Origin of the sequence: Primorskyibacter sp. S87, from assembly GCF_049801055.1 — a bacterium.
Classification (GTDB): Bacteria; Pseudomonadota; Alphaproteobacteria; order Rhodobacterales; family Rhodobacteraceae; genus JBNAGF01.
Genome location: NZ_JBNAGF010000001.1, coordinates 21924 through 47494, shown reverse-complemented (window position 1 = coordinate 47494; position 25571 = coordinate 21924). Strand labels below are relative to the sequence as shown.

Genomic DNA, 25571 nt, shown 5'->3' with positions numbered 1-25571 from the left:
TCTTTCGCTTTCACCGGGTTTCGGCCCGTTCTCTACCCCCAAAGTGCGACCTCGGGCGGATGCACACCGGCCTCGTCAAAAACAAGCGGGGTATCGCGGTCTTCGGCCAAGAGCAGCGGCCCGTCAAGGTCCGTCACCGACGCACCCTGTGCCACAAGTGTTGCAGGGGCCATTGCCAAAGAACTGCCGACCATGCAGCCCACCATGATCCCGTAACCCTGTTCCAGAGCGGCTGCCCGCAGCTTGAGGGCCTCGGTCAGCCCGCCTGTCTTGTCGAGCTTTATGTTGACAACATCATACTTTCCCTTGAGCGCAGGCAGGCTGGCCCGATCGTGGCAGCTTTCGTCTGCACAGACCGGCACTGGGCGCTGCATCCCAATGAGAGCTTCATCTTCGCCGGCGGGCAAAGGTTGTTCCACAAGCGCCACCCCCAGCCGCACCAGATGCGGCGCCAATTCGGAATACACCTCGGCAGACCAGCCCTCGTTCGCATCGACGATAATGTGCGATGCAGGTGCCCCGGCCCTGACTGCCTCCAATCGTGGCATGTCATCTGGCGTTCCCAGTTTGATCTTGAGCAATGGTCGGAAGGCATTCTTGGCGGCTTGCGCCTGCATTGTCGCGGGCGTGTCGAGCGACAACGTAAAGGCCGTGATCTCCGGGCCCGGCGCGGGTAGCCCGGCCAGCTCCCATGCCCTCAGCCCCGATCGCTTGGCCTCAAGATCCCAAAGCGCACAGTCGACCGCATTTCGCGCGGCACCCGCGGGCAGCAGGTCCATCAACCGGTCGCGGGTGATGTCATCTGGCAGGCCCTGAATCTCGGCCTCGACCGACCCAAGTGTTTCGCCATAGCGCGCGTAGGGAACACATTCCCCCCACCCTTGCAGATCGCCATCCATCACCCGAACCGTCAAAACCTGCGCTTCGGTCCGAGACCCGCGCGAGATAGTGAACACCTGTGCCAGCCGGAAAACATAGCGAGAAACTTCTATGCGCACGCGTTCATTCCTTCTTCTTTCGAAATTACCCCGCGCCGGCGGCGAACCGCCGCTTTGGCGCATGCCCTGATTACAGGGCCATCAGGGCGTCCACCAGCTTGCCGGGGCCGAACCGGAACGGATCCGTCGCCGGCAGCTGCATCTCCGCCTCGAGCTTGGTCAGATACGCTATAGCTTCGGCCTCTTCCAGCTTTTGAGTGTTCACTGAAATGCCAGCGACCTTCACATCGGGGTTCGCGATTTTTGCCGTCTCCATTGCCAGATCCCGAAGAGCTTCGAGTGAGGGCAGCTGATAACCCGGCAAACCGCGCATATGAGCGCGCCCCGGTTCATGGCACAGGATCAAAGCGTCAGGTTGTCCGCCATGAACAAGCGCCAACGTCACTCCGGAATAGGAGACATGAAACAGGGACCCCTGCCCCTCGATCAGATCCCAATGATCTTCGTCATTGTCCGGGGTCAGCCACTCCACGGCACCGGCCATGAAGTCGGCTACAACGGCATCCAGTGGCACTCCGTCGCCGGTAACAAGAATCCCGGTTTGCCCCGTCGCCCGGAACGTCGATTTAATACCGCGCCTGCGCATCTCGGCATCCATCGCCAGTGCGGTATACATCTTGCCGATAGAACAGTCGGTGCCGACTGGCAGGCATCTTTTGCCCTTACGTTTTACCCCGTTCGCAATCGGATACTCCTGCTCCGGGACCCGGACATCGTGGAGCTTGCGGCCGACTGCTTCGGCGACGGCGACAAGGTCCGGTTCGTTGCTCAGAAGGTTATGCAATCCGGAGGCCAGATCGAAACCTTCCTCCAGCGCCATCACCAGAACCTTTTTCCACTCCTGACTGATGACCCCTCCGCGATTGGCAACGCCGATCACCAAAGTCTTGGCCCCGGCCGCACGGGCTTCGGCCAGGTCCATGTCTTTCAAACCGACATCGGCCTTGCACCCGTCCATCCGGTACTGACCAACGGCATTTTCGGGCCGCCAGTCCTTGATTCCGATGGCGACCTTGGCCGCCAGCTGATCGGGGGCATCGCCCAGGAACAACAGGTAAGGGGTTTCAATCATCGCGCTTCACTCCTTTTCGCCCGCCGCATTCTAGAGAGGCGGATCTACGAGGCTGTCGCGTTTTCCAGCGGACCTGATAAGAGAAATCGAAGATTATCCTTTGCATTGCAAAAATCACGCACGTTTCTTCGAAGTTTTCGCGATGCAAAAAAATTCATCAGCCAAAAGAGCCAACTGGGCGACAAATGCTGCGCAAGCATTGCTGCGCATGCACAAAGGCGCTTGCGCATCCTCACGCAATTTAATACTGCCTGAGGGTAGCAAAACGTAATTTACTTACTCAACAAGGTCTCGATCATGAGCTTCCGCATTCAGCCTGCCGCACCCTCCCGCCCCAACCGATGCCAATTGTTCGGCCCGGGGTCCAACACCAAACTGTTTCCGAAGATGGCGGCCTCGGCGGCGGATGTCATCAACCTTGATCTCGAAGACTCGGTTGCCCCCAGCGACAAGGATGTGGCGCGTGCCAATATCATCGAGGCGCTGAACACGGTGGACTGGGGCAACAAGTACATGTCGGTGCGGATCAACGGGCTCGACACGCCCTATTGGTATCGCGACGTGGTCGACCTTATGGAGCAGGCCAGCGATCGGCTCGATCAGATCATGATCCCCAAGGTCGGGTGCGCCGAAGACGTCTATGCCGTTGACGCTCTGGTCACAGCCATTGAGCAGGCCAAGGGGCGGACAAAGCCGGTCTCTTTCGAAGTCATCATCGAATCGGCCGCCGGCATTGCGCATGTCGAGGCGATCGCAGCATCTTCGCCGCGCCTTCAGGCCATGAGCCTCGGCGCGGCGGACTTTGCCGCCTCGATGGGCATGCAGACGACAGGCATCGGTGGCACGCAGGAAGATTATTACATGCTGCGGGGCGGCGACAAGCACTGGTCGGACCCGTGGCACTGGGCGCAGACCGCCATCGTCGCCGCCTGCCGGACACACGGCGTGTTGCCGGTGGACGGCCCCTTTGGCGATTTCTCGGATGACGAAGGTTATATCGCGCAAGCCAAACGCTCGGCAACGCTGGGCATGGTCGGCAAATGGGCGATCCACCCCAAACAGATCGCGCTGGCCAATACGGTCTTCACCCCCTCGGACGAAGCCGTGACCGAAGCCCGCGAGATCCTGTCTGCAATGGAACAGGCCAAGGCGAACGGCGAAGGCGCCACCGTCTACAAGGGCCGCCTCGTGGACATCGCCTCGATCAAACAGGCCGAAGTGATCGTGGCGCAGGCCGAACTGATCGCCGCAAACGGCTGACCGAATTCCAAAAAAGCAGCAAGGGGCGTCCCAATCGGAGCGCCCCTTTTTTCTTCCGGCCAAAAATAGGGGAATCGTAAGAGCGATAGGGGTCGAGCCCCCAGCAATGCCTAACCTATCAGCGACCGAAGGCGTTGTTAGGAACCCACTTCAGTTTCTCCCCCTTCTTGCCCCATTTCATCATCAGGCAAGATGTGCCGTATTTCTGGAAGTATTGAATCTGGAGCGGATACCACCCGGCCTTGGGCACCTCGACCTCGACCCGCTGGTTGGGATCGCACCCACCTGACCGGGTGGGCTGTTTGCCGACCACCTGACCGCCGATGCGAGCCTCGATACCGTCATTCGACCAGGTTTCAAGCTCGTAGATGCCGGGCGCATCGAACTTAATGTATCCCCTGATGTCAGCAGCGACATTGTAGTGCTGCTCATGCGTCATGACCGGATCGCCCTTGTTTGTATCCGCGTAGTCAAGGCCTCGCAAAGGCGGGCCGGCCTTGGCGCCCCCGAGCATTTGCTTGGCCTCGTTGAGCGACTGAATCCTGGCAGGTGGATCTCCGGCCCAGGCGTATTTCACCGACAGGCCCCCACTCTTGGGCGACTTTGTGGCCGGGGTAAGCTTCAAAGGCGCGGCAAAAGCCACAGAAGTACAAAGCAGCGCGGAGGCAGCAACAGCTCCGGTCAGAATTGATTTCATTGGGATCTCCGTTTCCGATCTGCGCCGGGCGGTGCCGGGCTTTGCCAGTTTCCCTGTCAAAACGTTAAGCGCAGCCAGAGACAACGGCAAGCCCCAACGGTTTCGCGCCCGTTCACATTCAGGCGCGCTGGTCCTTCGGGGACCCAAGAACCACGTAGGACGTTATGGAATTCACATGGGGCGCTGCCCCCAGAACCTCGGTGTGGAACAGTTTGTATGACGGAAGGTCAGCGCATTCCACCCTTAGCAAATACTCGATCGTTCCCGTTGTATTATGGCATTCTGTGACTTCGGGCGCGCGGGACATGGCCCGTTCGAATGCCTCCTGCGCCGCCTTGGAGTGTTCGCCCAAACCAACACCAATATAAGCGACGAAACCGATGCCCATGGCCTGAGGGTCCAACACTGCCCGATAGCCCGAGATTACCCCGCGCCGTTCCAGATCCTGCACCCGCCTCAGACAAGCCGAGGGCGACAGCCCCACCCTTTCAGCCAGCTCAAGATTGCTGATCCGACCGTTGCCGGCCAGCTCACGCAATATTTTCAGTGATATCTCATCCACTGTGACCATTGGTTGCAGAGATTGGGTGAAATGGTGCAATTTTGCAATTTCATTTCGCTTAGAATGCGCAACAAATCAACACATGACGCTGGAAATCCTCACCGCTCTGATTGCTTTCGCTTTCGCCTCTTCGATCACGCCAGGGCCCAACAACCTGATGCTGATGACATCTGGGGCGAATTTCGGATTCCGGCGGTCGATTCCGCATATGCTGGGGATCGGCATTGGATTTACTTTCATGGTGGTGCTGGTTGGCACTGGGTTGATGCAGGTTTTCGACACGATCCCTTACAGCTATGCCGTGCTTAAATGTCTGTCTGCGGTTTACCTGCTGTATCTGGCATGGAAGATCTCGCAGGCAGGGCCGGTCCGCGCTCAAGGAGCCGAAGCCCGTCCGATGACATTTCTAGAGGCAGCCACCTTCCAGTGGGTCAACCCGAAAGCATGGGCAATGGCCCTGACGGCGATCAGCGCCTATTCCCCCGACAGGTCGATGTCGGCTGTGCTTCTTGTTGCCTTGGTTTTTGGCGCAGTGAATCTGCCCTCGGTCGGAACTTGGACAGTTCTCGGGCAGCAGATGGCACGGTTTTTGACCGATCCACATCGCCTGACCCTGTTCAATCGCACGATGGCGCTGCTTTTGGTGGCGTCTCTCTATCCGCTGCTTTTGTCGATCTGACATTGCCGCGTTGAATGCCCGGGCTTAGCGGCCTACAGCACTCTGTCCGGAAATCAAGTCTCCTGCCGAGTTGCATCCGAGAGCCCTTGCGGTCATATAGCCTCCACTACCCGCGTGAAGAGGCGACATGACCCAGTATCTGGATTTCGAAAAACCGCTGGCCGAGATCGAAGGCAAGGCGGAAGAGTTGCGGGCCCTTGCCCGGGCCAATGAGGAAATGGACATTTCCGACGAAGCCGCGGCGCTCGACGCCAAGGCGGCAGCTCTCCTCGAGGATCTGTACAAGGATCTTACGCCGTGGCGGAAATGTCAGGTTGCCCGGCATCCCGGCCGTCCGCATTGCCAGGACTACGTTCAGGCCCTGTTTGACGAGTACACGCCGCTGGCCGGAGACCGGAACTTTGCCGACGATCATTCGGTCATGGGCGGGCTGGCCCGGTTCAACGATAGACCGGTCATGGTCATCGGTCACGAAAAGGGGTCGGATACCAAGTCCCGGATCGAACGGAACTTTGGCATGGCCCGGCCCGAGGGCTACAGGAAGGCAATTCGCCTGATGGAAATGGCCGGCCGTTTCGGCCTGCCCGTGGTGACTCTGGTCGACACACCCGGTGCCTATCCCGGCAAAGGCGCCGAAGAGCGCGGTCAGTCAGAAGCAATCGCCCGGTCAACCGAGATGTGCCTGAAGATCGGAGTTCCCTTGGTCTCGGTCATCATCGGTGAAGGCGGCTCCGGCGGCGCGGTGGCGTTTGCCACTGCCAACCGCGTGGCGATGTTGGAGCATTCGGTTTATTCGGTCATTTCGCCGGAAGGCTGCGCCTCTATTCTGTGGAAGGACTCCGAAAAGATGCGCGAAGCCGCCGAGGCCCTGCGCCTGACGGCTCAGGATCTGCATAAACTGGGCGTAGTTGACCGCATCATCAGCGAACCCAAGGGCGGCGCCCATCGAGACCGCGCCGCGACCATCGAGTCGGTCGGTCACGCGATCGAAGCGATGCTGAGCGAACTGGAAAATGGAAGCCGCGAAGACTTGATCCGCGACCGGCGCAAGAAGTTCCTCGAAATGGGCTCAAAAGGTCTGGCTGCCTGACCGCGCGTGATTGAAGCAAAGCCGCTCCGATCGTGAAAAACGTGTTTGCGGGTCAGAGTATCCGACCCAATGACAGAGATGTCACCTTAGCCGCTGCAGCAACTCCATCGAAGGGGTGCCCGTCACTGGCAATCCATTGTCCCTCTGATAAGCGCTGATGGCCGCGGTGCTATTGGAGCCGATAACCCCGTCCGCACCCTTGGTGTCATACCCGGCCTTTATCAGGCGCTGCTGAAGCTCTTTGCGATCATTCAGCGTCAACCCGTTGGCATCGGGTCCAAAGGGTGTCTTGAGCGGTCCAGCACCCGCAATACGGTCGGACAGATGCCCAACTCCGATCGCATACTTGTCCGAGTTGTTGTATCGCTTGATCACGCTGAAATTGCGGAAGACCGCGAATTTTGGGCCTGGCGATTGCGGCTGGATAATGGCCGACGGCGTTCTTGAATTGGCAGCGGCCGAACCGACCTCTCCGCCCCAAGGCTGCCCGAACACCCAGCCGGATCGCTTGAGATAGGCCGCTGCAGATGCCAGTGCGTCCGCAGGGTTGTCAGACCAGATGTCGCGGCGTCCATCCCCCGTAAAATCTACTGCATAGGCCAGGTAAGACGTCGGAATGAATTGGGTGTGCCCCATGGCCCCCGCCCAGCTTCCGGTCATGTTGTCCGGCGTGGTATCGCCATTTTGCAGGATCTTCAGGGCGGCGACCAACTGGCTTTCGAAAAAGGCTCCGCGACGCCCGTCATACGCCAGTGTCGACAAGGCCGAGATGACCGGCACGTCGCCCCGGCGCTGGCCGTATCGGCTTTCCAGCCCCCACACGGCTGTCACAACCTCTTTTTCGACACCATAGGCCGACTCGATTCGGCTGAGCAGCTGGCCATGTTTTTGCAGCATCTGCCGACCCATGGAAATCCGCTCGTCCGAGGCGGCGATCGCAAGATAATCCTCAAGCGACCGGGTGAATTCCGTCTGGTTGCGGTCCCGCTCAATCACTCCGGGTAGATAGCCAGCGCCGCGAAAAGCCCGGTCGATGGTCTGCGCCGATATCCCTTGCCGCTCAGCGCGTCCTTGGAAGCCCGACACCCAGGCATCCCAACCGGCGTTCGGAACCGATTGCATGCGGGTCTTCGGGGCGCTCGTAGAGGCCGCGTTCGTACAGGCTGACAATACAGTTGCGCCAAGGCCGAGAGAAAAGAGACGTCGATCAATCATAACGGGAAACACCTGCTCGTTTGTTTTGATCGGAGAATAGCCTGATCAACCCCGCCATGCCAGCAGCCGTTTCTCCATCTGGCCAATTGCCCAGCTTGTCAGAACACCCAGCGCCGAAAGGATCACGACACCCGCAAAAAGTCGTTCAAGATCATATAGTGAACCCGCTTCGAGGATGTATGCGCCGATGCCATATTCAGCCCCCAGCATTTCGGCGGCGACCAGCAGGATGATGCCGATGGCCAGAGATACACGCATTCCTGACAAGATACCGGGCAACGCACCCGGCAACACGATTTTGCGCACGATGCTGAACCATCGCAGACCAAAGCTCTGACCCATTCGGATCAACCCTCGATCCACGTTATCCACCGCACCGTATGTGGCGACAACGGTGGGCGTGAAGGTCCCGAGCGCAATCAGGGCGTATTTTGATCCCTCGTCTATCCCGAACCAGATTACGAACAGCGGCAGCAGCGCGATTTTCGGAATCGGGAAGATCGCGGCAACCAGCGGAACCAGCCCGGCCCGGACATACGAGAACAGGCCAATCATCACGCCGATGCCAATGCCCGCTGTCACGCCCATTGACGACCCTACAATCAGTCGACTCAAGGAGGGCAGCAAATGGGACAACAGCAGACCAGATTCCGCCAGGTTCCGAAGGGTTAAGAAAACGTCGCTTGGCCGCGGCAGGGTCAGATTCGAAATCCAGCCTGCCCGCGTGCCCCACTCGATCAGCGCAAGCAGAATCACGAACACCAGAACACCGGCACCGCGTTTCGAAACCGGGCTGAAACCACCGCCTCGGAACGGAACCTGGCGGTCAGACATTCAGCAACTCCTGATCCGCAGCCAGTGCTTCCTCGCGCATCAGGTTCCACAGCCGGGACTGAAGTGCCTCCAGCTCCCGATCACCCGCTTGCCTGTCGGTCAGTGGGGTATCAATCTCGATGACTTCGCGCAGCTGGCCCGGCCGCCGGGAAAGCACCGCGACCCTGTGGCCCAGCCGAACGGCCTCAGCGAGATTGTGCGTGACGTAGACCGCCGTGAACGGCTGGCGGACCCAGAGCCCGACAAGATCCTCCATCAGAAGTTCACGTGTCTGGGCATCCAATGCAGACAGAGGTTCATCCAGCAGCAGGACGGCCGGGTTTACCGCCAAAGCACGGGCGATCGCGACCCTCTGCTTCATTCCCCCAGACAATTGCCGGGGAAAGGCATCTTTAAAATCGCTCAGCTTGGTACGCGCCAGAACATCCGACACGATCCGGTCTATCTCGGCGCGGGGCAGACCGTGATCTTCCAGAACCAATGAAATATTCCCCGCAACGCTGCGCCACGGCAGAAGAGCGAAGTCCTGAAAAACGAAGGTCAGTGGATTCAGACACCCCGCAGGCGCATCACCATGTTGCAGGATACGACCCAGATCGGGTCGCTCCAACCCGCCAATCATCCTCAGAAGGGTGGACTTGCCACACCCCGAAGGACCGATAACGCAAAGGATCTCGCCATCCGGTATATGAAGCGAGATCTCTTTGAGCACCGGCATGTCGCCATACCGGTGCGAGATATCTTGCAGCGTCAGATCCATACCGTGTCTGCGCCGGTCAGATCATTGGAGCATAGGAGGAATCGACCAGCGTATCTGTGGTGATACCATCTTTGATCAGACCCTCCGATTTGAACCAGCCAAGCTGGTCCTTAACGGATGCCATATTGAGCGAGGCATCCTTGTTAATGCGCATGGCCCCGTTTCTGATCGAACCTTCGGCCTTTTCGAATGGGCGATCCGTGTAGACATATTTGTGGATCAGTTTAACCATGTCCGTGGCGGCGTCCTCACCGGCTGTCTTGTCTACCAGTGCCGCGTTGAAATCGTCGGCTCCGCGCGAAAAGGCGCGCAGGAAGGCTTCGGTCTTGGCGCGCTCGTTCGCGGCATTGTTCGCCGAGGTAAAGACGGTGGTAACCTGATAATTCGGGATGTAGTCCGCAACGTTTCCGATCACCTTGACCGCCCCGCCACCTGCAAGCGCCTTGGCGATATGCGGCACGATCGACCAAGCATCGACCTGCCCGGACTTCATTGCACCAATGATTGCCCCGACCTTTTGCAGCGGTTTGAAACTGACCGACACACCTTCGGCTGCCGCAATTTTCGATCCCATGTAGTGGAAGGAAGAGCCGGCCTGCGTCACCGCGAACGTTTTCCCGCCCAGTTCGGCCGGGCTCGTCAGGCCCGCCTCGTACGCCGCATTCGAGGCGAGGATCACCTGCCCGTCGATGCCCTTTTCTTCGCTCAGAGCGCCGCCGATCACCTTGGCCGCGCCCTTTTCGGCGAGGTTCACTAATCCACCGGATATCGCCGTAACGGCATAGTCTGCATCGCCCGAGGCAATTGCCACCGCCATCGGCTGTGCTGCCTGAAAGAACTTGAACTCCACATCAAGCCCTTCGTCAGTGAAATAGCCACGTTCGAAGGCCACGAACGACGCCGCATGGCTGGTAAACCGAAGTGCACCCACCGTTAGCTTCGTGCTGGCAAACGCTGGTGAACCGAGAATGGGCAAAGTTGCGGCTGCGCCCATCAAACCCAATGCCGAGCGGCGTGTAAGATCTGTCATTTTGAAACTCCCCGTTCTGACGCCCTGTTTCGGGCTTGTGCGCCGAAGAGTGACGGCAAATCTGGCCCGATGCAATCACTTGTCAGGGGCTGGCCGCCAACCGTGAGATTGCAGCCATTTCCGACCAGCATTGTGAGGCCAGATAAAAGGTCAAAGCTCGGGCTAGCCGGCCAGCAGCCGCAGCCCCTGTGTGACGTCTGACCGGACTGCCAGCCTCAGACCGGGCTCATCGCCCGCTTTCAAGGCCGCGATGATCAGCTTGTGATTTCTGGGTGGGTCGGTTCGACGCAGCCGACCATAGAGCGCCCGCATGGTCGGCCCGAGCTGCAGCCAGACGGTCTCTGCCATAGCCAGCATTGCCGGCGCCTGCGCCCGCAAATATAGTGTGCGGTGAAACTCAAGGTTTGACCGGATGTAACCCACTGCATCCCGTTTCGAAACCATTTCAGCGACGGTCATGTTGATGCTGTGCAGCCGGTCGATCAGGGCCATGTGGGCGCGCGGCAAGGCGCGGCTGGCGAGTTCAACTTCCAGCAAGGCTCGCAGGGCGGCAAGTTCCTCGATCCGGTCATTGGTGAGTTCCGGTGTAGAAACCCTGCCTGAACTGGACAACAGCAATGCCCCCTCGGCCACCAGTCGCCGCACGGCCTCGCGCGCAGGGGTCATGGACACGTCGAATTCCCTCCCGATCCCTCGCAAGGTGAGCGCATGCCCCGGCGCAATCTCGCCATGCAAAATTCGTGTGCGCAACGTCCGGTATACATGGTCATGCGCGACCGGTGCCGCCGGTGCCGCCTCTGAAGAACGAGAACTCAACATCATACTTCTTTGTGATCACAAATCCGGAACAGGTCAAGATACTGGCAAGGAATGCCGCCACGGAACGCCGGATGATCATTGGCCGCCCGGCTGCCATGCGGCCCCCGAGGCTCAGTCCCCGAAGCGGAACTGGTGGAGAGAGCTGCCCTCGACCCGCAGCCACTTTCGCGGCGGTCCGTAATCCCCATAAAGCTGCTCGACCAGGTTCCAGAAAGCCGGCGAATGATTCATCTCGCGCAGATGCGCGACTTCATGAGCAGCCACGTAACGCAAGACATCCGGCGGCGCGAGGATGAGCCGCCATGAATACATCAAGGCTCCTTGCGACGAGCACGACCCCCACCGCGAACGGGTATCGCGTAGAGTGAGGCGCGAATAGTTCACCCCCAAAGCCGCCGCGTAATGATCCGAGGCCGCTGCAAGCCGGTCGCGCGCCAACACCCGCAGAAAACTTTGCAGACGTCGCGGCGCGGCCTCTTTGGGAACCTCTATCCGGTCCGGGTGCAGCACGACCCGCCGTCCTGCACCCGGCTCAATGCGCCGCAATTCCCCCCCGATGGGTAACAAGCCGCCGATATCCACCTGCAGGCGCTCAGGTGCAGCCGCCAGATTGTCGCGAATCCACGCTTCCTTGTCCCGAGCAAAGGCCAGCGCCTCTCCTTCTGGCACACCTCTGGGCAAGGTCAGCGTTACCCGACCGTCCAGCCGCGATACACGCAGGCTGATCCGCCGCGCACGCGGGGACCGGCGCAGAGTCAGTGGCACCGGAGGCCGACCGGGCAGGTTATGTTCCGCCATGTTTGTCCCAACTGCCCTCAAAGGCTTTGACAGTCCCCACCTCATATGGCAGGTGACCGGAATCGTCGATACGACTCACCTGAAATCAAGGGGATTCTCATGCCCAAGGAAGAATGGGGTGTAAAGCGCGTCTGCCCGACCACAGGCAAACGGTTTTATGACCTTAACAAGAACCCGATCGTCAGCCCTTACACGGGCGATGTCGTGGAACTGGACACTGGCAAAAGCCGGATGATCGCCGCGGATTCGGAAGATGCCGCCACGCTGAAAGCCAAGGAAGCCGCGGACAGCACCGACGACGTTCTTGATGATGACGCAGTCGATGTTGATCTGGGCGATGACGTTCTGGACGATGACGACGATACGGAAAACGTATCCCTGGAAGAGATCGCCGACGTGTCTTCGGAAGACGACGACAGCTGACGGAATGGGGCGCCGATCACGCCCTGTTTCAACCTTTCCGCCACGTTCCGGCGGACCCGGAAAGGCCACAGAGATTTGCGTCAAGCGTGCATTTTTTCACTTGCACTCCTGCCCGACCTCTCATAAACGTCCGTCCACCGCAGCGATGCGGACTTTGGGGCCTTAGCTCAGTTGGGAGAGCGCTTGCATGGCATGCAAGAGGTCAGGGGTTCGACTCCCCTAGGCTCCACCAAATCTTCTCGAACATTTTGATCCGGACTAAGCCGTCAGAGCCACTCCTTGCCGCGCGCGATGTCGGGTCAGAGGCTGTGTTCAGATCGGCCATTCAGCTTCTGCGACAGATCCTATTCCCCCTTACAAGGGCAAACCACCAATTCAGTTTCTGAAAATCGGTAACCCACTGCGATATCGTTGGCGGAATCAGATCTGCGTCGCCTAGTCTCAACCGGACCCTGGCAGATTCAATCCATACAGTGGCGGTTGCGGATTGAACCAGAAGGCCGGGATTTGGAGAACTTTGGGCTTTACCAGGTTGAAACTGGCCCGTTTCTGAGAGGGACACAGCATGAGCACATTCGACGAAGATCTGTTTCTGAAAGGGCTTGAGCAGCGCAAGGCCACGCTCGGCGCGCAGTACGTAGAGAAAAACCTCGCGGCCGCCGATGATTTCACCCGGCCGTTTCAGGAAGCCATGACCGCATGGTGCTGGGGCTTTGGATGGGGCGATGACGTGATCGACGCCAAGACACGGTCCATGATGAACCTTTCGATGATCGGGGCCCTTGGGAAAATGAATGAATGGGAAATTCACTGCCGGGGCGCAATCAACAATGGGGTCAGCAAGGAAGAAATCCGGGCGATCATTCACGTCATCGGGATCTATTGCGGTGTGCCGCAGGCTTTGGAATGCTTCCGGTCGGCTCGGAAAATTCTGGAAGAAAACCCGTGATGCGTGCTGCGGAACCGACAGCCAGATAGCCAAATTGAACGATGGTGAAGCCTGGCAACTTCTCGACCTCGGGCCTAGGCACTGCGCATTTCCGGATAGTTTCATCTGGCGGGCCCGCGCTTAGGCCGCTGGGATTAAAACCCTTTTTTGTTCTACCTTTCAAATTCCTACAATTATCACATGACAACACGTTACAAAAATTTTCGAAGTTTCCTTGTTGTGTTACATTTCTCTTGCCGCGAATCGATTCCCGGCCTATTACCCGACCAAGCGGTCACTTTATGGCATTGGCGACCTGACAGGCTGCCACGACCATTCTAAACGGGAGATTTCAGGCCATGGAGGCATACATCTGTGACGCCCAGCGCACGCCAATCGGGCGCTATGGCGGTGCCTTGTCGCAGGTTCGAACCGACGATCTGGCCGCCATCCCAATTGCCGCGCTGATGAAGCGCAACCCGGACGTGGATTGGGCGAGCCTTGATGACGTCATCTATGGCGACGCCAATCAAGCTGGCGAAAGCAATCGAAATGTCGCGAGGATGGCGGCTCTGTTGGCTGGACTTCCCGTTGATGTTCCGGGAACGACAGTAAACCGGCTATGTGCTTCGGGGATGGATGCCGTCGGCATGGCTGCCCGGGCTATCAAGGCGGGCGACTATGACATGGCCATCGCCGGCGGTGTCGAAAGCATGTCGCGCGCACCTTTCGTGATGCCGAAAGCAACCAGTGCCTTCACCCGTTCCAACGCCGTTTATGACACCACCATCGGGTGGCGCTTTGTGAACAAGAAAATGCATGAATTGCACGGCACCGATTCGATGCCGCAGACCGCTGACAATGTGGCCGAAGACTATAACATCTCCCGCGCCGATCAGGATGCCTTTGCCGCGCGCAGCCAGGCCCGCTGGGCCGCCGCACATGAGGCTGGCGTGTTTGCCGACGAGATCGTTCCCGTCACCATCCCCCAGCGCAAGGGGGATCCCATCACCTTCGACACGGATGAGCATCCCCGCCCTGGCACAAACGCCGAGAAGCTGGCAAGCCTGCATGGGGTGAATGGGCCCGACAAGACCGTCACAGCGGGCAATGCCTCGGGTGTCAATGACGGTGCCGCCGCAATCCTGATTGCCAACGAAGCTTCTGCCGCCAGCAACGGGCTGACCCCGATCGCCCGCGTGGTCGGCATGTCTGTGGCCGGTGTGCAGCCCCGGATCATGGGTATCGGCCCGGTTCCTGCATCCCGCAAGGTTCTGGCCCGCGCCGAGCTCAGCATTGAACAGATGGATGTGATAGAGTTGAACGAAGCCTTTGCCTCGCAGGGGCTGGCGACGCTGCGCGACCTTGGCGTTGCGGACGATGCACCCCATGTTAACCCCAATGGCGGTGCAATCGCCATCGGGCATCCGCTGGGAATGTCCGGAGCCCGTCTGGTCATGACCGCCGCCTATCAGTTGAAACGCACCGGCGGGCGCTATGCGCTTTGCACCATGTGCGTCGGAGTTGGTCAGGGTGCAGCCCTGATCCTTGAACGCGTGTAACCCCGGGAGAGGAGACCGGAAATGTATGCACAGATGATCAAGACCGCATCTTTGGGGGTGAAATCCCGCGACGATATGAATGACCAGGAACGTGAGTTTCAGGACAAGATCGACAATGACATCAAGATCGAACCGCGAGACTGGATGCCCGACGACTACCGGGCCACGCTGATCCGCCAGATCGGTCAGCACGCACATTCCGAGGTGGTTGGCCAGCTGCCTGAGGGCAATTGGATTACCCGCGCTCCCACGCTGGAGCGCAAAGCGATCCTGCTGGCCAAGGTGCAGGATGAGGCCGGGCACGGGCTTTATCTCTACTCTGCCGCGGAAACGCTGGGAGAGAGCCGTGACGAACTGGTGCGGCTGCTCCACGAAGGCCGCATGAAATACTCCTCGATCTTTAACTACCCGACACTGAACTGGGCCGATATCGGTGCCGTTGGTTGGCTGGTCGACGGGGCTGCCATCGTCAATCAGGTTGCATTGCAGCGGACATCGTATGGCCCTTATTCGCGGGCGATGATCCGCATCTGCAAGGAAGAAAGCTTCCACGCCCGCCAGGGATATGCCGCGATCATGAAAATGGCATTCGGAACGCCGGCACAGAAAAAGATGGCGCAGGATGCCGTCAACCGCCTGTGGTTCCCCGCGATCATGATGTTTGGGCCGAACGACAGCGAGAGCACACATTCCGAACAGTCTATGGCCTGGAAGATCAAGGTGAAGTCGAATGACGAACTTCGGCAGCAATTTGTGGACCAGACCGTGCCCCAGATCGAATATCTCGGCCTCGAATTGCCGGACCCGGGGATCAAATGGAACGAAGAGCGCGGACACTACGATTTTAGCGATCCCGACTGGTCGGAATTCTTTGACGTGATCAAAGGCAATGGCCCTTGCAACGTGGACCGTCTGAACGATCGAGTGAAAGCCTGGGAAGACGGGCAATGGGTGCGAGACGGCCTGATGGCCCATGCACGCAAGAAAGCCGCCACTAAAGTAGCCGCCGAGTAGGACTGCGAGCCAGGAGGAGAATTGAGCTATGAATAACGAATGGCCCCTGTGGGAAATCTTCATCCGCGGTCAGCATGGTATGAGCCACCGTCACGTCGGCTCGCTGCATGCGCCCGACGCTGAGATGGCGATCAAGAATGCACGCGACGTTTACACCCGCCGCAATGAAGGCGTGTCGATCTGGGTGGTCGAGGCGCGACACATCGCGGCGACGGCGCCCGGCGACAAGGGCCCGCTCTTTGAACCATCCGAGTCAAAGGTGTATCGCCACCCGACTTTCTTCGACATTCCTGAAGAAGTGGGGCACATGTGATGACGCGGGAAGACGCATTTCTCCAGTTTCTGCTGCGGATGGGGGACAACACCCTGATCCTCGGCCATCGTGTCAGCGAATGGTGTGGACACTCACCTATCCTCGAAGAGGACATCGCACTGGCAAACACCGCGCTGGACATGATCGGTCAGACCCAACTGTGGCTTGGCCTGGCCGGCGAAGTTCAGGGCACAGGCAAATCGGCAGACGACCTGGCCTTCCTGCGCGATGCTTGGGATTTCCGCAACGTGCTGCTCGTCGAGGTGCCGAATGGCGATTTTGGCCGCACTCTGATGCGCCAGTTCCTGTTCGACGCGTGGCACACGATCATGCTGGGACGGCTGATCAAGTCCTCGGACAAGCGCGTGGCCGAAATCGCCGAGAAGGCTTCGAAGGAAGCGGCCTATCACCTTGAACGCTCCGGCGACACGGTGGTCGGACTGGGCGACGGCACCGAAGAAAGCCATGCCCGGATGCAGGAGGCGCTGGACTATCTCTGGCCCTATGTGGGCGAAATGTTCGCCAGCGATGAAGTGGATGCCGAAATGGTTGCCGCTGGTATCGCTCCGGACCCAGCCAGCTTGCGCGAAGAATATGATGCGCTGGTGGGCCGGGTGCTGGCCGAGGCAACCTTGACTGTCCCGGAGGGCAGGTTCGCTCACAAGGGCGGGCGCAGCGGACGTATGCATACCGAACATCTTGGCCACCTGCTGGCGCAGATGCAGTGGCTGCAACGGGCCTATCCGGGCTGCGAGTGGTAACGGGCGGACCGCCCCGGACCTGATCCGGGGCCGACGCGTCATATCAGGCTCCGGATCGCATCCGGGGTGTTGGTGGCCTCTGTCCGAACAGGAGAGTAATCGAGATGGCACGTCCCGAGGCAAAGACTGAAACAGTACCGGCCAGCGTGGATCAGATCTGGGACTGGCTTGATGCCGTACCCGACCCGGAGATCCCGGTAATCTCGCTGGTGGATCTGGGCATTATCCGCGACGTCGCCTGGGCAGAGGACACTCTTGTGGTCACCGTGACACCGACCTATTCCGGCTGCCCGGCTACTTCGATCATCAATCTCGACATCGAAACCGCCCTGCGCGGTCATGGGATCGACAGGATCGAACTCAAGCGCCAGCTCTCTCCGGCATGGACGACGGATTGGCTGACCGAAAAAGGCCGCGCACGGCTCGAAGAATACGGCATCGCCCCTCCGCAGCCCGCGGGCGGGCCTGACCGCTGCCCACACTGCGGCAGCAAGGCAGTCGAAAAGATCAGCCAGTTTGGCTCGACACCGTGCAAAGCCCATTGGCGCTGCACCGACTGCCTCGAACCTTTTGACTATTTCAAGTGCATCTGAGCCCGGATAGGAGGAGACCGCCAATGGCGCGCTTTCACGACCTGACCGTCACTGACGTTCACAAGACCATCCGCGACGCCGTCGTGGTGACCCTGAAACCCGAAAATGGCGAGGCGGAAGCTTTCGATTTCATTCAGGGACAGTATCTGACCTTCCGCCGGGACTTTGACGGAGAAGAGCTTCGTCGGTCGTACTCAATCTGCGCCGGCAAGGATGACGGGATCCTGCAAGTGGGAATCAAGCGCGTCGATGGTGGTGCGTTTTCGAGCTGGGCCAACGAAGAACTCCAGCCCGGCGACACTATTCAAGCGATGCCACCAATGGGCGGGTTTCATACCGAACTCGATCCGTCTTCGGCCCGTCAGTATCTGGGTTTTGCCGGCGGGTCCGGGATTACGCCGGTTCTTTCGATCCTGAAAACCACCCTGTCTCGTGAGCCGCAATCGCGCTTCACACTGATCTACGCCAACAAGGGTGTGAACTCGATCATGTTCCGCGAGGAGCTGGAAGACCTGAAGAACAGCTTCATGGGCCGGTTCAACGTGATCCACATTCTGGAATCCGATGCGCAGGAGATCGACCTTTTCACCGGGCTTGTGACCGAAGAGAAATGCGCCGAACTGTTCCAGCACTGGGTCGATATCAAAAACGTCGACACTGCCTTTATCTGCGGCCCCGAACCGATGATGCTGGGCATCGCCGCCGCACTGCGGGCACATGGGATGTCCGACCCGCAGATCAAGTTCGAACTCTTCGCCAGCGCCCAGCCGGGTCGCGCAAAGCGCAAGGCGGTTTCGACAGATGCTGCGACCAGCGCCAACCAGACCAAGGCAGCGATCACCCTTGATGGGGCAACACAGACCATCGCCATGCCGAAAGACACGACCATCCTCGACGCGGCGCTGGGGAACGCGATGGACGCACCGTATGCCTGCAAGGCCGGTGTCTGCTCAACCTGCCGCTGTAAGGTGCTCGAGGGCGAGGTAGAGATGGTCGCAAACCATGCGCTCGAGGATTACGAGGTTGAAAAGGGCTATGTGCTGAGCTGTCAGGCGTATCCGCTGACCGACAATGTCACCGTCGACTACGACCAGTAAGGGAGAGGGACCATGGCTGAAGACATGACCATCGAAGGCTATCTGGCCGCAGGCGGCGTTCTGACCAACCCGACCAACGTGCCGCCTCGCTACCGGGCCGAACTGATGAAGCTGATGACCACTTTCGTGGACAGCGAGCTGGCCGGAGCGGCGGGGTTCGCCGATATCATCAACGAAGGACCGGGTATCAAGGAGCGTATCGCTGCTGCCAAGATCGTTCTGGAAAAGACCGACAATGCGGACAAAGTGTTGAAGGTCATGGGCGAATTTGGCGTTGATGCCGATCGCTATGCCAATCATCACCCCTGGACGGCCCGGCTGGACCGCGCGGCGGATATCGGTCAGAACAGATCGGAACATGATATGCGTCTGGCCGTATTCAATTACCCGCTTCAGGGATGGAGCGATGCCGTTGCAATGAACCTGCTTATGGGCCGCGCGGTTGCCGTTCAGATGGCCGAGTTTTCGCTTGTCTCCTATCAGCCGCTGGCCGACGCCTTTCGGTCGATTGCACCTGTCGAGGCCCGCCACGCCGAACTGGCCGAGGAAGGGCTGGCCAAACTGCTTGAAGGTAGCGACCCGCCCGAGATTCAAAAATCTGTCGATTACTGGTGGCCGCGTGTGTCTGCGTCCTTTGGCGCCGCGGGATCGGGCAGAACCGAGAACCTCAAGACCATGGGCTTGCGGAAATCATCGAACGCCGAGCTGCGCACCCGCTGGGAAGCAGAAACCGGCGCAATCCTACAGCGTCTGGGACTGAAAACACCGCAGGACTGACCCGGCGAGGCGGATAGCCGATGCCGCCAGAACGAATATGCCCCGGAGAAGATCCCGGGGCATGCCTCGGCCTACCGGGCCGAACGGTTCGAACTGCTACTTAGAGTCCTTTGACACCTTTCAGGGTCAGGTCGGCAACAAGATTGGCGTAGTCTTCCCGCGCCTTTGAACCGGCGCCGGTATTCCACATGTAATACCAGTTCAGCATGCCGAAGACCGACATAGTCGCCGATCTCAATTTGTCCGCGTTTCCATCGAAAACCTCTGGCGCGGTTACCTGAATCGTGTCGCTTACGAAGCGCACCATGTCTCTTTGATACAAACGCATCTGCTTTTGCTGATCAGCCGGCAGGGCCGACATCGCGTTGATTTGAACCTGGTGCTCGTGATCGGCGCCCTGGTAGGCCAGCAGCACCTCGGCGATCACCCGGCGCAACCGATCTTCGGGAACCGCCCCATCCAGCTCAATCCCGCAAATCCTGTCGCGAAGGTCGCGCAAATACGTGTCCAGAATATCTAACAGGATGGCATCCTTGCCATCGTAGTAGTGGTAAATGTTCGCCTTCGAGATCCCGCATTCGCGGGCAAGCTGCGTCATCGATGCGCGGTCAAAACCCTGTTCCGCGAACACCTTGGCCGCAGATTTCAGAATCTGCGACCGTTTCTGATCATGGTCCTTTGCAATTGTCCGGGCCACAACTCACTCCTTGTCGCGATTGTCGACAACGCGCTTGGCCTTGCCCTGGCTGCGCTCGACTTCGCCGGGTTCTCCGACGATGATCTCCGTCGAAATACCGACGATATCCTTGATCCGTTTCGTCAGCATGCGCGCGGCTGCGGTTTTGCTCAACTCGTCGGTGGCGTCAGGGTTGGCTTCGACGAAAACCCGCATCGCGTCCATTCGCCCGGATTTGTAGAGCTCGATCTGGAAATGCGGTGCGAGGCCGCCGGTGGCCATCAACTGTTCCTCAATTTGGGTGGGGAATACGTTCACACCTCTGAGGATGATCATATCGTCCGAGCGGCCTGTGATCTTTTCCATTCTCCGCATGGACCGGGCGGTGCCGGGCAACAGTCGGGTCAGGTCGCGCGTCCGGTATCGGATCATCGGCAGGCCTTCTTTGGTCAATGTGGTAAAGACCAGTTCACCCATTTCACCGTCCGGCAGAACCTCACCGGTTTCCGGGTCGATGATTTCCGGCAGGAAGTGGTCTTCCCAGATCACCGGACCATCCTTGGTTTCCACGCACTCGTTGGCGACGCCCGGTCCCATGACTTCGGACAAGCCGTAAATGTCGACGGCATGCATGTCGAAAGCCTGCTCGACCTCTCGGCGCATGGCGTCAGTCCATGGTTCGGCCCCGAACACTCCCACCTGAAGCGAACTTTCGCGCGGGTCGAGGCCCACTTTGTGAAACTGCTCAAGGATATTGAGCATGTAGGATGGGGTCACCATGATCCCGTCCGGTTTGAAGTCATTGATCAGACCGACCTGCTTTTCCGTCTGCCCCCCACCCATGGGAACGACGGTCGCCCCGAGACGTTCGATCCCGTAATGCGCACCGAGACCACCGGTAAACAGCCCGTAACCGTATGCGTTATGAACCATGTCGCCCTTGCGCAACCCCGAGGCGCGCAACGAACGGGCGCCCAGATCGGCCCAGTTTGAGATGTCGTTGGCGGTGTAGCCGACAACCGTGGGCTTGCCCGTGGTTCCCGAAGACGCGTGCAGGCGGGCGATCTTTTCACGAGGAACAGCAAAGAGCCCGAAAGGATAGTTGTCGCGCAGATCGTTTTTGTAGGTGAATGGGAATTTCGCCAGATCCGACAGCTCTTGCAGGTCGTCTGGATGCACACCGGCGTCGTCGAACCGCTGACGGTACATTGGAACGTTGTCATAGGCATGCCGCACCGACCATTTCAGACGCTCCAGCTGGAGGGCGCGTATCTCGTCGATGGATGCAATCTCGATCGGATCGAGATCTTCCTTTCTTGGGCTCAGGTCCTTCATGGCGTCCTCCTTTTTCTTGGCATCGATCAGCCTGTTTCGTCGAACAGCTGGCCTTTGATGGCGCGGGAAAACCCGCGAAACTCGGCGATTTGTTCGCCATCCTGATTGATGACGGTCACGTCATAGATACCGCTGCGTCCCGTCAGAGAAACCTCTCGGGCGGTTGCCGTAAGCCTGTCTCCGACTCGACCCGGCGCGATGAAGCTGATCGTGTTGTGCTGCGCTACGGTGGATTGGTTTCGACTGTTGCAGGCAAAGGCAAATGCACTGTCGGCCAACAGAAAGGTAACACCGCCATGACAAATTCCGTGCCCGTTGCAATGGTGCGGCTCCACAGTCAGTTCCAGAGTGGCCACGCCTTCATCCATGAAGGTGATCTCCATCCCCGCCCATTTCGACGCATTGTCCTCCGCCCACATGGCCGCCGCGGATTTCTCGGCCCGTTCCTTTGGCGTCATGTTCATTCGCCCCTGAACTCGGGGCTGCGCTTTTCAAGAAAGCTGACCACACCTTCGGAGTAGTCGGCGCTTTCGCCACACTTTTTCATCGCATCCGCCTCAACTTCGAGGTGATCGCTCAGTGTATTCACAGCCGCCGCCTGAATGGTCTGTTTGGTCAGCCCGAGACCCAGAGTTGGTCCGTTCGCAAGCTGTTCCGTCAAGGCGCGGGCTTCGCGCATCAGAATGTCATCGGGAACGGCCTTCCAGATAAGCCCCCAGTCTTCCGCCTTTTGGGCAGACAGCGGCTCAGCGGTGAAGGCGAGGCCCTTTGCCCGCGCTTCCCCCAGAAGACGCGGCAGATGCCATGAGCCGCCAGTATCTGGAATCAGGCCAACTTTTGAGAAAGATTGGATAAACCGAGCACTTTCCGCAGCGTATACAACGTCGCAGGCAAGCGACAGATTGGCTCCGGCCCCCGCTGCCACACCGTTGACCGCGCAAACAACAGGCAAGTCCAAAGATCGGATCAACCGAACCAAGGGGGCATAGAATGTGCGCACAGTTTTCCCAAGATCTGGCGGGCCATCCATCTTACGAGGATCGCGATCACCAAGGTCCTGCCCCGCGCAGAACCCTCGGCCGGCACCGGTCAGCAGGATCGCCCGCTTGCCATCATCCCGCGCGGCTTCGATTGCGGCACGCAGGGCATGATGCATTTCGTCATTGAAGCTGTTCAGCCGGTCTGGGCGGTTTAGCGTTAACTCGACCCAGTTTCCGTGATCCTGAACCAGAATAGAATCCGTCATTGCGGTCGTCTCCTCCCCTTGCCTGACAAATTTCTTGCATAAACCGAACGGTTGGTCAATAAATATCCAACCCAAAATCCCCGCCCCAAAAAGGAGCATTGGCCATGAGCGTAATCGAGGTATCCAGTTTTGCTGCAGGACAGTGGATTGAACCCGGCGCAGGCGCACGCAACATTGCCAGTGCGATCACCGGAGAAGTGATGGCCACAGCGGGCAATTCGGCGCTGGACGTTCAGGCCATGCTGGATCACGCCCGCACTGTGGGCGGCCCTGCCCTGCGCAAGCTGACCTTCCACGAGCGAGCCAAGATGATCAAGGCGCTCGCCCAGCATCTTGGTCAACACAAGCAGGAGCTCTATGACATTTCATTTGAGACCGGCGCCACCCAATCCGACCACATGATCGATATTGACGGCGGCATTGGGACCATGTTCGTCTTTGCCTCCAAAGGGCGGCGCGAGATGCCGGACGGAAACATCTATCTCGACGGAGACATTGAACAGCTGAGCCGCAACGGCACCTTTCTCGGTCAACATGTCTGCACTCCGCTGCATGGCGTCGCGATCCATATCAATGCCTTCAACTTCCCGGTCTGGGGAATGCTGGAAAAACTGGCCCCAACCCTGTTGGCCGGGGTTCCGGCCATCGTGAAACCTGCCACGAACTCCTGCTACGTCACCGAACTGGCGGTCCGGCTGATGATCGACAGCGGAATTCTCCCCACTGGCGCGCTGCAACTGGTCTCAGGCGGCATCGGAGACATGCTGGACCGGTTGACCTGCCAGGATGTCGTAAGTTTTACCGGATCTGCAGACACCGCACTGAAACTGCGTTCCAACCCGGTCCTTATGCGAGAAGGCGTCCGGTTCGTATCTGAACAGGACAGCCTGAATTCGTCGATCCTCGGACCGGATGCTGTTCCCGGCAGCCCTGAATTCGATCTCTTCGTTAAGGAGGTCAGCCGCGAAATGACGGCCAAGGCGGGTCAGAAGTGCACTGCAATCCGCCGGGTACTTGCCCCGCAGGATCAGGTGGATTCCGTTATCGAAGCTCTTTCGACCCGGCTGTCCCAAGTCGTTATCGGCAATCCCCGGCTGGAGACCACGCGGATGGGCGCTTTGGTATCGAACGGGCAAAAGGCGGATGTACTGGAAAAAGTCGCAATTCTTGGCAAAGAAGCCGAGCGCGTGTTCGGCGATCCTCTGAACTTTCAAGTCGATGGTGCGGACAGGGAAAAGGGCGCCTTTATGCCACCGATGCTGTTCCACTGCGCCAACCCGGATACGGCTGAACGCGTTCACGATACCGAAGCGTTCGGTCCGGTCTCCACGGTTATGGGATACCGTGATCTGGGCCATGCCATAGACATTGCCAATCGCGGACAGGGCTCACTCGTCACGTCTGTCATTACCCACGACCCGGCTGTCGCGAGGGACGTTGTTCTTGGCGCAGGCGCCTATCACGGGCGAATTTACATTAACAACCGCGACTCGATGAAGGAGTCCACCGGACACGGATCTCCCCTTCCCCATATGGTTCATGGCGGCCCGGGCCGTGCGGGCGGCGGCGAAGAGCTGGGCGGCGTTCGGGGTGTGAAACACTACATGCAACGGACCGCTATACAGGGGTCGCCGGAAATCCTCTCGGCCATCGGTGAGAAATGGGTACCGGGCGCGCCCGAGACCAAAGCACCCGCACATCCCTTCACCCGCAGGTTTGGAGAGCTGTCGATCGGAGAGACCCTGCACAGTGCCTCACGCGAAATCACTCTTGACGATATCGAGCACTTTGCAAATTTCACCGGCGACACCTTCTATGCCCACATGGATGACGAGGCCGCGGAGCGGAACCCGTTCTTCCCCGGCCGCGTCGCCCATGGCTACTTGCTGTTGAGTTTTGCCGCCGGCCTGTTCGTCGACCCAAACGAGGGGCCGGTTCTGGCCAATACCGGCCTCGATGAATTGCGGTTCATGAAGCCCGTTTCAGCCGGCGATTCCATAAAGGTTCGGCTGACAGTGAAGAAGAAAACCCGGCGCACAGACGCCTATGGTGAGGTTCGCTGGCACGTCACGCTGACCAATCAGGACGATGAAAAAGTGGCGGAGTATGAGCTCCTGACGATGAACGCCTATTAGCGCGATCACGTTCCCGGCAATGGCAGGAGCCAGATGCATTGCCCGCTGGCACCTGATGCTGGGACAACGTATCATATCCGCATGGCCCAAAACGATCTTTCATGGTTCGACGCCTCGGTTTCGCAATTGATCGACCCGCAAAATCAGCGGGTCTGGTCCCTGATCGTTTCGTTGTTCGGTGACTTGGCGCAGCGGCCCGGTGACCGTATCAGCGGTGGTGCCCTGACACGCATTCTGCACCCTTTGGGCCTGAAACCCGAAGCGATCAGGGTTGCGCTTCATCGCTTGCGAAAGGATGGCTGGATCGACAGTGATCGCATCGGTCGGGAAAGTGTTCATTACCTGACCGAGTTCGGGCGTGCGCGAAGCGCCGAGGTTACTCCGAGGATCTATGATCGCGACCCCGCAGTTGCGGATCATTGGCATCTGCTGGTGGCCGAAGACGGACAGGCCGTACAAAGCCTGAACGAACTCCTGCTGACCCGCCCGTACCTGTCGCTTGGGCGCAATGTTGCGCTAGGGGCAGACGATCCGCCGGCGGAGTGCGAAGATCTGCTTGTGTTCGAAGTGACCGCGCGGGCAGTGCCATCATGGGTGCAGGACCGGCTGTTTCCTACCGATCTGAGAGAGGCATGCGACAGCCTGCGCCAGGCGGCGGAGAATGTGTCCAAAAGCCGGGCCGGAAAAGCTCTGACACCGCTTCAGGTGGCCACTCTGCGAACACTGGTGGTGCACCGGTGGCGCCGTGTTGTGCTGCGCCACCCTGACCTTCCCGAAGAGTTTTCTCCGGTCGGCTGGACTGGCCCTGCCTGCCGGTCTGCCGTCTTCAAACTTCTCGATACGTTGCCGTTCCCCGGTCTCAAAGCGCTGGAAAGCGACAGGGCCGCATAGCGCAGG

28 protein-coding genes and 1 tRNA gene are annotated in these 25571 nt (G+C 59.2%); 15 read left to right on the top strand and 14 right to left on the bottom strand.

Translation table 11 applies throughout. From position 1 onward, the window contains the following. Positions 1–32: 32 nt before the first annotated feature. A complete protein-coding gene (dgcA, locus tag ACP15U_RS00260; protein ID WP_425043116.1) occupies positions 33–998 on the bottom strand; it encodes an N-acetyl-D-Glu racemase DgcA in 966 nt (321 codons plus the stop codon). A gap of 70 nt (positions 999–1068) precedes the next feature. Continuing rightward, positions 1069–2070 (bottom strand): N-acetyltransferase DgcN, encoded by a 1002-nt coding sequence (gene dgcN, locus ACP15U_RS00255; RefSeq protein ID WP_425043115.1) that lies wholly within the window; start codon positions 2068–2070, stop codon positions 1069–1071. Between the two features lie 297 nt (positions 2071–2367). On the opposite strand from dgcN, the gene ACP15U_RS00250 reads away from it, so the two are divergent. Next, positions 2368–3330, top strand: a complete 963-nt coding sequence (locus ACP15U_RS00250; protein WP_425043114.1) for an L-malyl-CoA/beta-methylmalyl-CoA lyase — start codon at positions 2368–2370, stop codon at positions 3328–3330. Positions 3331–3448: 118 nt separating this feature from the next. On the opposite strand, the gene ACP15U_RS00245 is transcribed toward ACP15U_RS00250, so the two are convergent. Both ACP15U_RS00245 and ACP15U_RS00240 read right to left on the bottom strand, forming a co-directional pair. After that, complete coding sequence (locus ACP15U_RS00245; protein ID WP_425043113.1) at positions 3449–4027, bottom strand: PA14 domain-containing protein; 579 nt, start codon at positions 4025–4027, stop codon at positions 3449–3451. A 118-nt stretch (positions 4028–4145) separates the two neighbouring features. Next, the gene (locus tag ACP15U_RS00240) at positions 4146–4598 is read right to left on the bottom strand and encodes an Lrp/AsnC family transcriptional regulator (protein WP_425043713.1); all 453 of its coding nucleotides are present in this window, start codon (positions 4596–4598) and stop codon (positions 4146–4148) included. 73 nt (positions 4599–4671) lie between these two features. Between ACP15U_RS00240 and ACP15U_RS00235 the strand changes: the two genes are divergently transcribed. After that, positions 4672–5268, top strand: coding sequence for a LysE family translocator (locus tag ACP15U_RS00235; protein ID WP_425043112.1), 597 nt, complete (start codon positions 4672–4674; stop codon positions 5266–5268). Between the two features lie 127 nt (positions 5269–5395). Further along, positions 5396–6358 carry an acetyl-CoA carboxylase carboxyltransferase subunit alpha gene (locus ACP15U_RS00230; protein WP_425043111.1) on the top strand — a complete coding sequence of 321 codons (963 nt, stop codon included), beginning with the start codon at positions 5396–5398 and terminating at the stop codon, positions 6356–6358. A gap of 81 nt (positions 6359–6439) precedes the next feature. On the opposite strand, the gene ACP15U_RS00225 is transcribed toward ACP15U_RS00230, so the two are convergent. The 6 genes from ACP15U_RS00225 to ACP15U_RS00200 all read right to left on the bottom strand — a co-directional run bounded on the left by ACP15U_RS00225 (position 6440) and on the right by ACP15U_RS00200 (position 11814). Beyond that, complete coding sequence (locus ACP15U_RS00225; protein ID WP_425043110.1) at positions 6440–7573, bottom strand: lytic murein transglycosylase; 1134 nt, start codon at positions 7571–7573, stop codon at positions 6440–6442. A gap of 45 nt (positions 7574–7618) precedes the next feature. Then, positions 7619–8407 (bottom strand): ABC transporter permease, encoded by a 789-nt coding sequence (locus tag ACP15U_RS00220; protein ID WP_425043109.1) that lies wholly within the window; start codon positions 8405–8407, stop codon positions 7619–7621. Beyond that, positions 8400–9167 carry an ABC transporter ATP-binding protein gene (locus tag ACP15U_RS00215; RefSeq protein ID WP_425043108.1) on the bottom strand — a complete coding sequence of 256 codons (768 nt, stop codon included), beginning with the start codon at positions 9165–9167 and terminating at the stop codon, positions 8400–8402. Before ACP15U_RS00215 ends, ACP15U_RS00220 begins: the two co-directional genes overlap by 8 nt. A 16-nt stretch (positions 9168–9183) precedes the next feature. Next, complete coding sequence (locus tag ACP15U_RS00210; protein ID WP_425043107.1) at positions 9184–10197, bottom strand: ABC transporter substrate-binding protein; 1014 nt, start codon at positions 10195–10197, stop codon at positions 9184–9186. Between the two features lie 162 nt (positions 10198–10359). Then, entirely contained in the window at positions 10360–11019 is a 660-nt protein-coding gene (locus ACP15U_RS00205; protein ID WP_425043106.1) for a GntR family transcriptional regulator, read from the bottom strand. A gap of 108 nt (positions 11020–11127) precedes the next feature. After that, complete coding sequence (locus ACP15U_RS00200; RefSeq protein ID WP_425043105.1) at positions 11128–11814, bottom strand: M48 family metallopeptidase; 687 nt, start codon at positions 11812–11814, stop codon at positions 11128–11130. Between the two features lie 99 nt (positions 11815–11913). Here ACP15U_RS00200 and ACP15U_RS00195 point away from each other — a divergent pair, with 99 nt between their 5' ends. The 10 genes from ACP15U_RS00195 to ACP15U_RS00150 all read left to right on the top strand — a co-directional run bounded on the left by ACP15U_RS00195 (position 11914) and on the right by ACP15U_RS00150 (position 19282). After that, positions 11914–12237 carry a TIGR02300 family protein gene (locus tag ACP15U_RS00195; RefSeq protein ID WP_425043104.1) on the top strand — a complete coding sequence of 108 codons (324 nt, stop codon included), beginning with the start codon at positions 11914–11916 and terminating at the stop codon, positions 12235–12237. A gap of 156 nt (positions 12238–12393) precedes the next feature. Further along, positions 12394–12469: transfer RNA gene (locus ACP15U_RS00190), tRNA-Ala, on the top strand. A 333-nt stretch (positions 12470–12802) separates the two neighbouring features. After that, positions 12803–13186 (top strand): carboxymuconolactone decarboxylase family protein, encoded by a 384-nt coding sequence (locus tag ACP15U_RS00185; RefSeq protein WP_425043103.1) that lies wholly within the window; start codon positions 12803–12805, stop codon positions 13184–13186. Positions 13187–13524: 338 nt separating this feature from the next. Next, positions 13525–14727: a 3-oxoadipyl-CoA thiolase gene (gene pcaF / locus ACP15U_RS00180; protein WP_425043102.1), complete on the top strand. Its 1203-nt coding sequence runs from the start codon at positions 13525–13527 to the stop codon at positions 14725–14727. Between the two features lie 21 nt (positions 14728–14748). After that, positions 14749–15741: a 1,2-phenylacetyl-CoA epoxidase subunit PaaA gene (gene paaA / locus ACP15U_RS00175; RefSeq protein WP_425043101.1), complete on the top strand. Its 993-nt coding sequence runs from the start codon at positions 14749–14751 to the stop codon at positions 15739–15741. Between the two features lie 28 nt (positions 15742–15769). Further along, positions 15770–16054 (top strand): 1,2-phenylacetyl-CoA epoxidase subunit PaaB, encoded by a 285-nt coding sequence (paaB, locus tag ACP15U_RS00170; protein WP_425043100.1) that lies wholly within the window; start codon positions 15770–15772, stop codon positions 16052–16054. Beyond that, positions 16054–16815, top strand: coding sequence for a 1,2-phenylacetyl-CoA epoxidase subunit PaaC (gene paaC, locus ACP15U_RS00165; RefSeq protein ID WP_425043099.1), 762 nt, complete (start codon positions 16054–16056; stop codon positions 16813–16815). Before paaB ends, paaC begins: the two co-directional genes overlap by 1 nt. A 104-nt stretch (positions 16816–16919) precedes the next feature. Then, positions 16920–17408, top strand: a complete 489-nt coding sequence (gene paaD, locus ACP15U_RS00160) for a 1,2-phenylacetyl-CoA epoxidase subunit PaaD (protein WP_425043098.1) — start codon at positions 16920–16922, stop codon at positions 17406–17408. Between the two features lie 23 nt (positions 17409–17431). Continuing rightward, on the top strand, positions 17432–18505 hold the full coding sequence (locus ACP15U_RS00155) for a 2Fe-2S iron-sulfur cluster-binding protein (RefSeq protein WP_425043097.1): 1074 nt from the start codon (positions 17432–17434) through the stop codon (positions 18503–18505). A gap of 12 nt (positions 18506–18517) precedes the next feature. Next, positions 18518–19282, top strand: coding sequence for a Phenylacetic acid catabolic protein (locus ACP15U_RS00150; protein ID WP_425043096.1), 765 nt, complete (start codon positions 18518–18520; stop codon positions 19280–19282). A 100-nt stretch (positions 19283–19382) separates the two neighbouring features. Here ACP15U_RS00150 and ACP15U_RS00145 read toward each other — a convergent pair whose 3' ends face one another. From ACP15U_RS00145 to paaG, 4 genes are read right to left on the bottom strand one after another with little or no spacing between them, the layout of a single operon-like run. Then, positions 19383–19979: a TetR family transcriptional regulator gene (locus ACP15U_RS00145; protein ID WP_425043095.1), complete on the bottom strand. Its 597-nt coding sequence runs from the start codon at positions 19977–19979 to the stop codon at positions 19383–19385. A gap of 3 nt (positions 19980–19982) precedes the next feature. Continuing rightward, a complete protein-coding gene (gene paaK, locus ACP15U_RS00140; RefSeq protein ID WP_425043094.1) occupies positions 19983–21293 on the bottom strand; it encodes a phenylacetate--CoA ligase PaaK in 1311 nt (436 codons plus the stop codon). A gap of 26 nt (positions 21294–21319) precedes the next feature. Further along, positions 21320–21751 carry a hydroxyphenylacetyl-CoA thioesterase PaaI gene (paaI, locus tag ACP15U_RS00135; RefSeq protein ID WP_425043093.1) on the bottom strand — a complete coding sequence of 144 codons (432 nt, stop codon included), beginning with the start codon at positions 21749–21751 and terminating at the stop codon, positions 21320–21322. A 2-nt stretch (positions 21752–21753) separates the two neighbouring features. Continuing rightward, the gene (gene paaG, locus ACP15U_RS00130) at positions 21754–22539 is read right to left on the bottom strand and encodes a 2-(1,2-epoxy-1,2-dihydrophenyl)acetyl-CoA isomerase PaaG (RefSeq protein ID WP_425043092.1); all 786 of its coding nucleotides are present in this window, start codon (positions 22537–22539) and stop codon (positions 21754–21756) included. A gap of 104 nt (positions 22540–22643) precedes the next feature. Here paaG and paaZ point away from each other — a divergent pair, with 104 nt between their 5' ends. Continuing rightward, positions 22644–24674: a phenylacetic acid degradation bifunctional protein PaaZ gene (gene paaZ, locus ACP15U_RS00125; protein WP_425043091.1), complete on the top strand. Its 2031-nt coding sequence runs from the start codon at positions 22644–22646 to the stop codon at positions 24672–24674. A gap of 81 nt (positions 24675–24755) precedes the next feature. Next, complete coding sequence (locus ACP15U_RS00120) at positions 24756–25565, top strand: PaaX family transcriptional regulator C-terminal domain-containing protein (RefSeq protein WP_425043090.1); 810 nt, start codon at positions 24756–24758, stop codon at positions 25563–25565. The last annotated feature ends 6 nt before the right edge of the window (positions 25566–25571 follow it).

Coding starts and splice junctions, on each gene's coding strand:
- dgcN (WP_425043115.1), bottom strand. CDS start 2,070: ATGATTGAAACCCCTTACCTGTTGTTCCTGGGCGATGCCCCCGATCAG.
- ACP15U_RS00250 (WP_425043114.1), top strand. CDS start 2,368: ATGAGCTTCCGCATTCAGCCTGCCGCACCCTCCCGCCCCAACCGATGC.
- ACP15U_RS00245 (WP_425043113.1), bottom strand. CDS start 4,027: ATGAAATCAATTCTGACCGGAGCTGTTGCTGCCTCCGCGCTGCTTTGT.
- ACP15U_RS00240 (WP_425043713.1), bottom strand. CDS start 4,598: ATGGTCACAGTGGATGAGATATCACTGAAAATATTGCGTGAGCTGGCC.
- ACP15U_RS00235 (WP_425043112.1), top strand. CDS start 4,672: ATGACGCTGGAAATCCTCACCGCTCTGATTGCTTTCGCTTTCGCCTCT.
- ACP15U_RS00230 (WP_425043111.1), top strand. CDS start 5,396: ATGACCCAGTATCTGGATTTCGAAAAACCGCTGGCCGAGATCGAAGGC.
- ACP15U_RS00225 (WP_425043110.1), bottom strand. CDS start 7,573: ATGATTGATCGACGTCTCTTTTCTCTCGGCCTTGGCGCAACTGTATTG.
- ACP15U_RS00220 (WP_425043109.1), bottom strand. CDS start 8,407: ATGTCTGACCGCCAGGTTCCGTTCCGAGGCGGTGGTTTCAGCCCGGTT.
- ACP15U_RS00215 (WP_425043108.1), bottom strand. CDS start 9,167: ATGGATCTGACGCTGCAAGATATCTCGCACCGGTATGGCGACATGCCG.
- ACP15U_RS00210 (WP_425043107.1), bottom strand. CDS start 10,197: ATGACAGATCTTACACGCCGCTCGGCATTGGGTTTGATGGGCGCAGCC.
- ACP15U_RS00205 (WP_425043106.1), bottom strand. CDS start 11,019: ATGATGTTGAGTTCTCGTTCTTCAGAGGCGGCACCGGCGGCACCGGTC.
- ACP15U_RS00200 (WP_425043105.1), bottom strand. CDS start 11,814: ATGGCGGAACATAACCTGCCCGGTCGGCCTCCGGTGCCACTGACTCTG.
- ACP15U_RS00195 (WP_425043104.1), top strand. CDS start 11,914: ATGCCCAAGGAAGAATGGGGTGTAAAGCGCGTCTGCCCGACCACAGGC.
- ACP15U_RS00185 (WP_425043103.1), top strand. CDS start 12,803: ATGAGCACATTCGACGAAGATCTGTTTCTGAAAGGGCTTGAGCAGCGC.
- pcaF (WP_425043102.1), top strand. CDS start 13,525: ATGGAGGCATACATCTGTGACGCCCAGCGCACGCCAATCGGGCGCTAT.
- paaA (WP_425043101.1), top strand. CDS start 14,749: ATGTATGCACAGATGATCAAGACCGCATCTTTGGGGGTGAAATCCCGC.
- paaB (WP_425043100.1), top strand. CDS start 15,770: ATGAATAACGAATGGCCCCTGTGGGAAATCTTCATCCGCGGTCAGCAT.
- paaC (WP_425043099.1), top strand. CDS start 16,054: ATGACGCGGGAAGACGCATTTCTCCAGTTTCTGCTGCGGATGGGGGAC.
- paaD (WP_425043098.1), top strand. CDS start 16,920: ATGGCACGTCCCGAGGCAAAGACTGAAACAGTACCGGCCAGCGTGGAT.
- ACP15U_RS00155 (WP_425043097.1), top strand. CDS start 17,432: ATGGCGCGCTTTCACGACCTGACCGTCACTGACGTTCACAAGACCATC.
- ACP15U_RS00150 (WP_425043096.1), top strand. CDS start 18,518: ATGGCTGAAGACATGACCATCGAAGGCTATCTGGCCGCAGGCGGCGTT.
- paaK (WP_425043094.1), bottom strand. CDS start 21,293: ATGAAGGACCTGAGCCCAAGAAAGGAAGATCTCGATCCGATCGAGATT.
- paaI (WP_425043093.1), bottom strand. CDS start 21,751: ATGACGCCAAAGGAACGGGCCGAGAAATCCGCGGCGGCCATGTGGGCG.
- paaG (WP_425043092.1), bottom strand. CDS start 22,539: ATGACGGATTCTATTCTGGTTCAGGATCACGGAAACTGGGTCGAGTTA.
- paaZ (WP_425043091.1), top strand. CDS start 22,644: ATGAGCGTAATCGAGGTATCCAGTTTTGCTGCAGGACAGTGGATTGAA.
- ACP15U_RS00120 (WP_425043090.1), top strand. CDS start 24,756: ATGGCCCAAAACGATCTTTCATGGTTCGACGCCTCGGTTTCGCAATTG.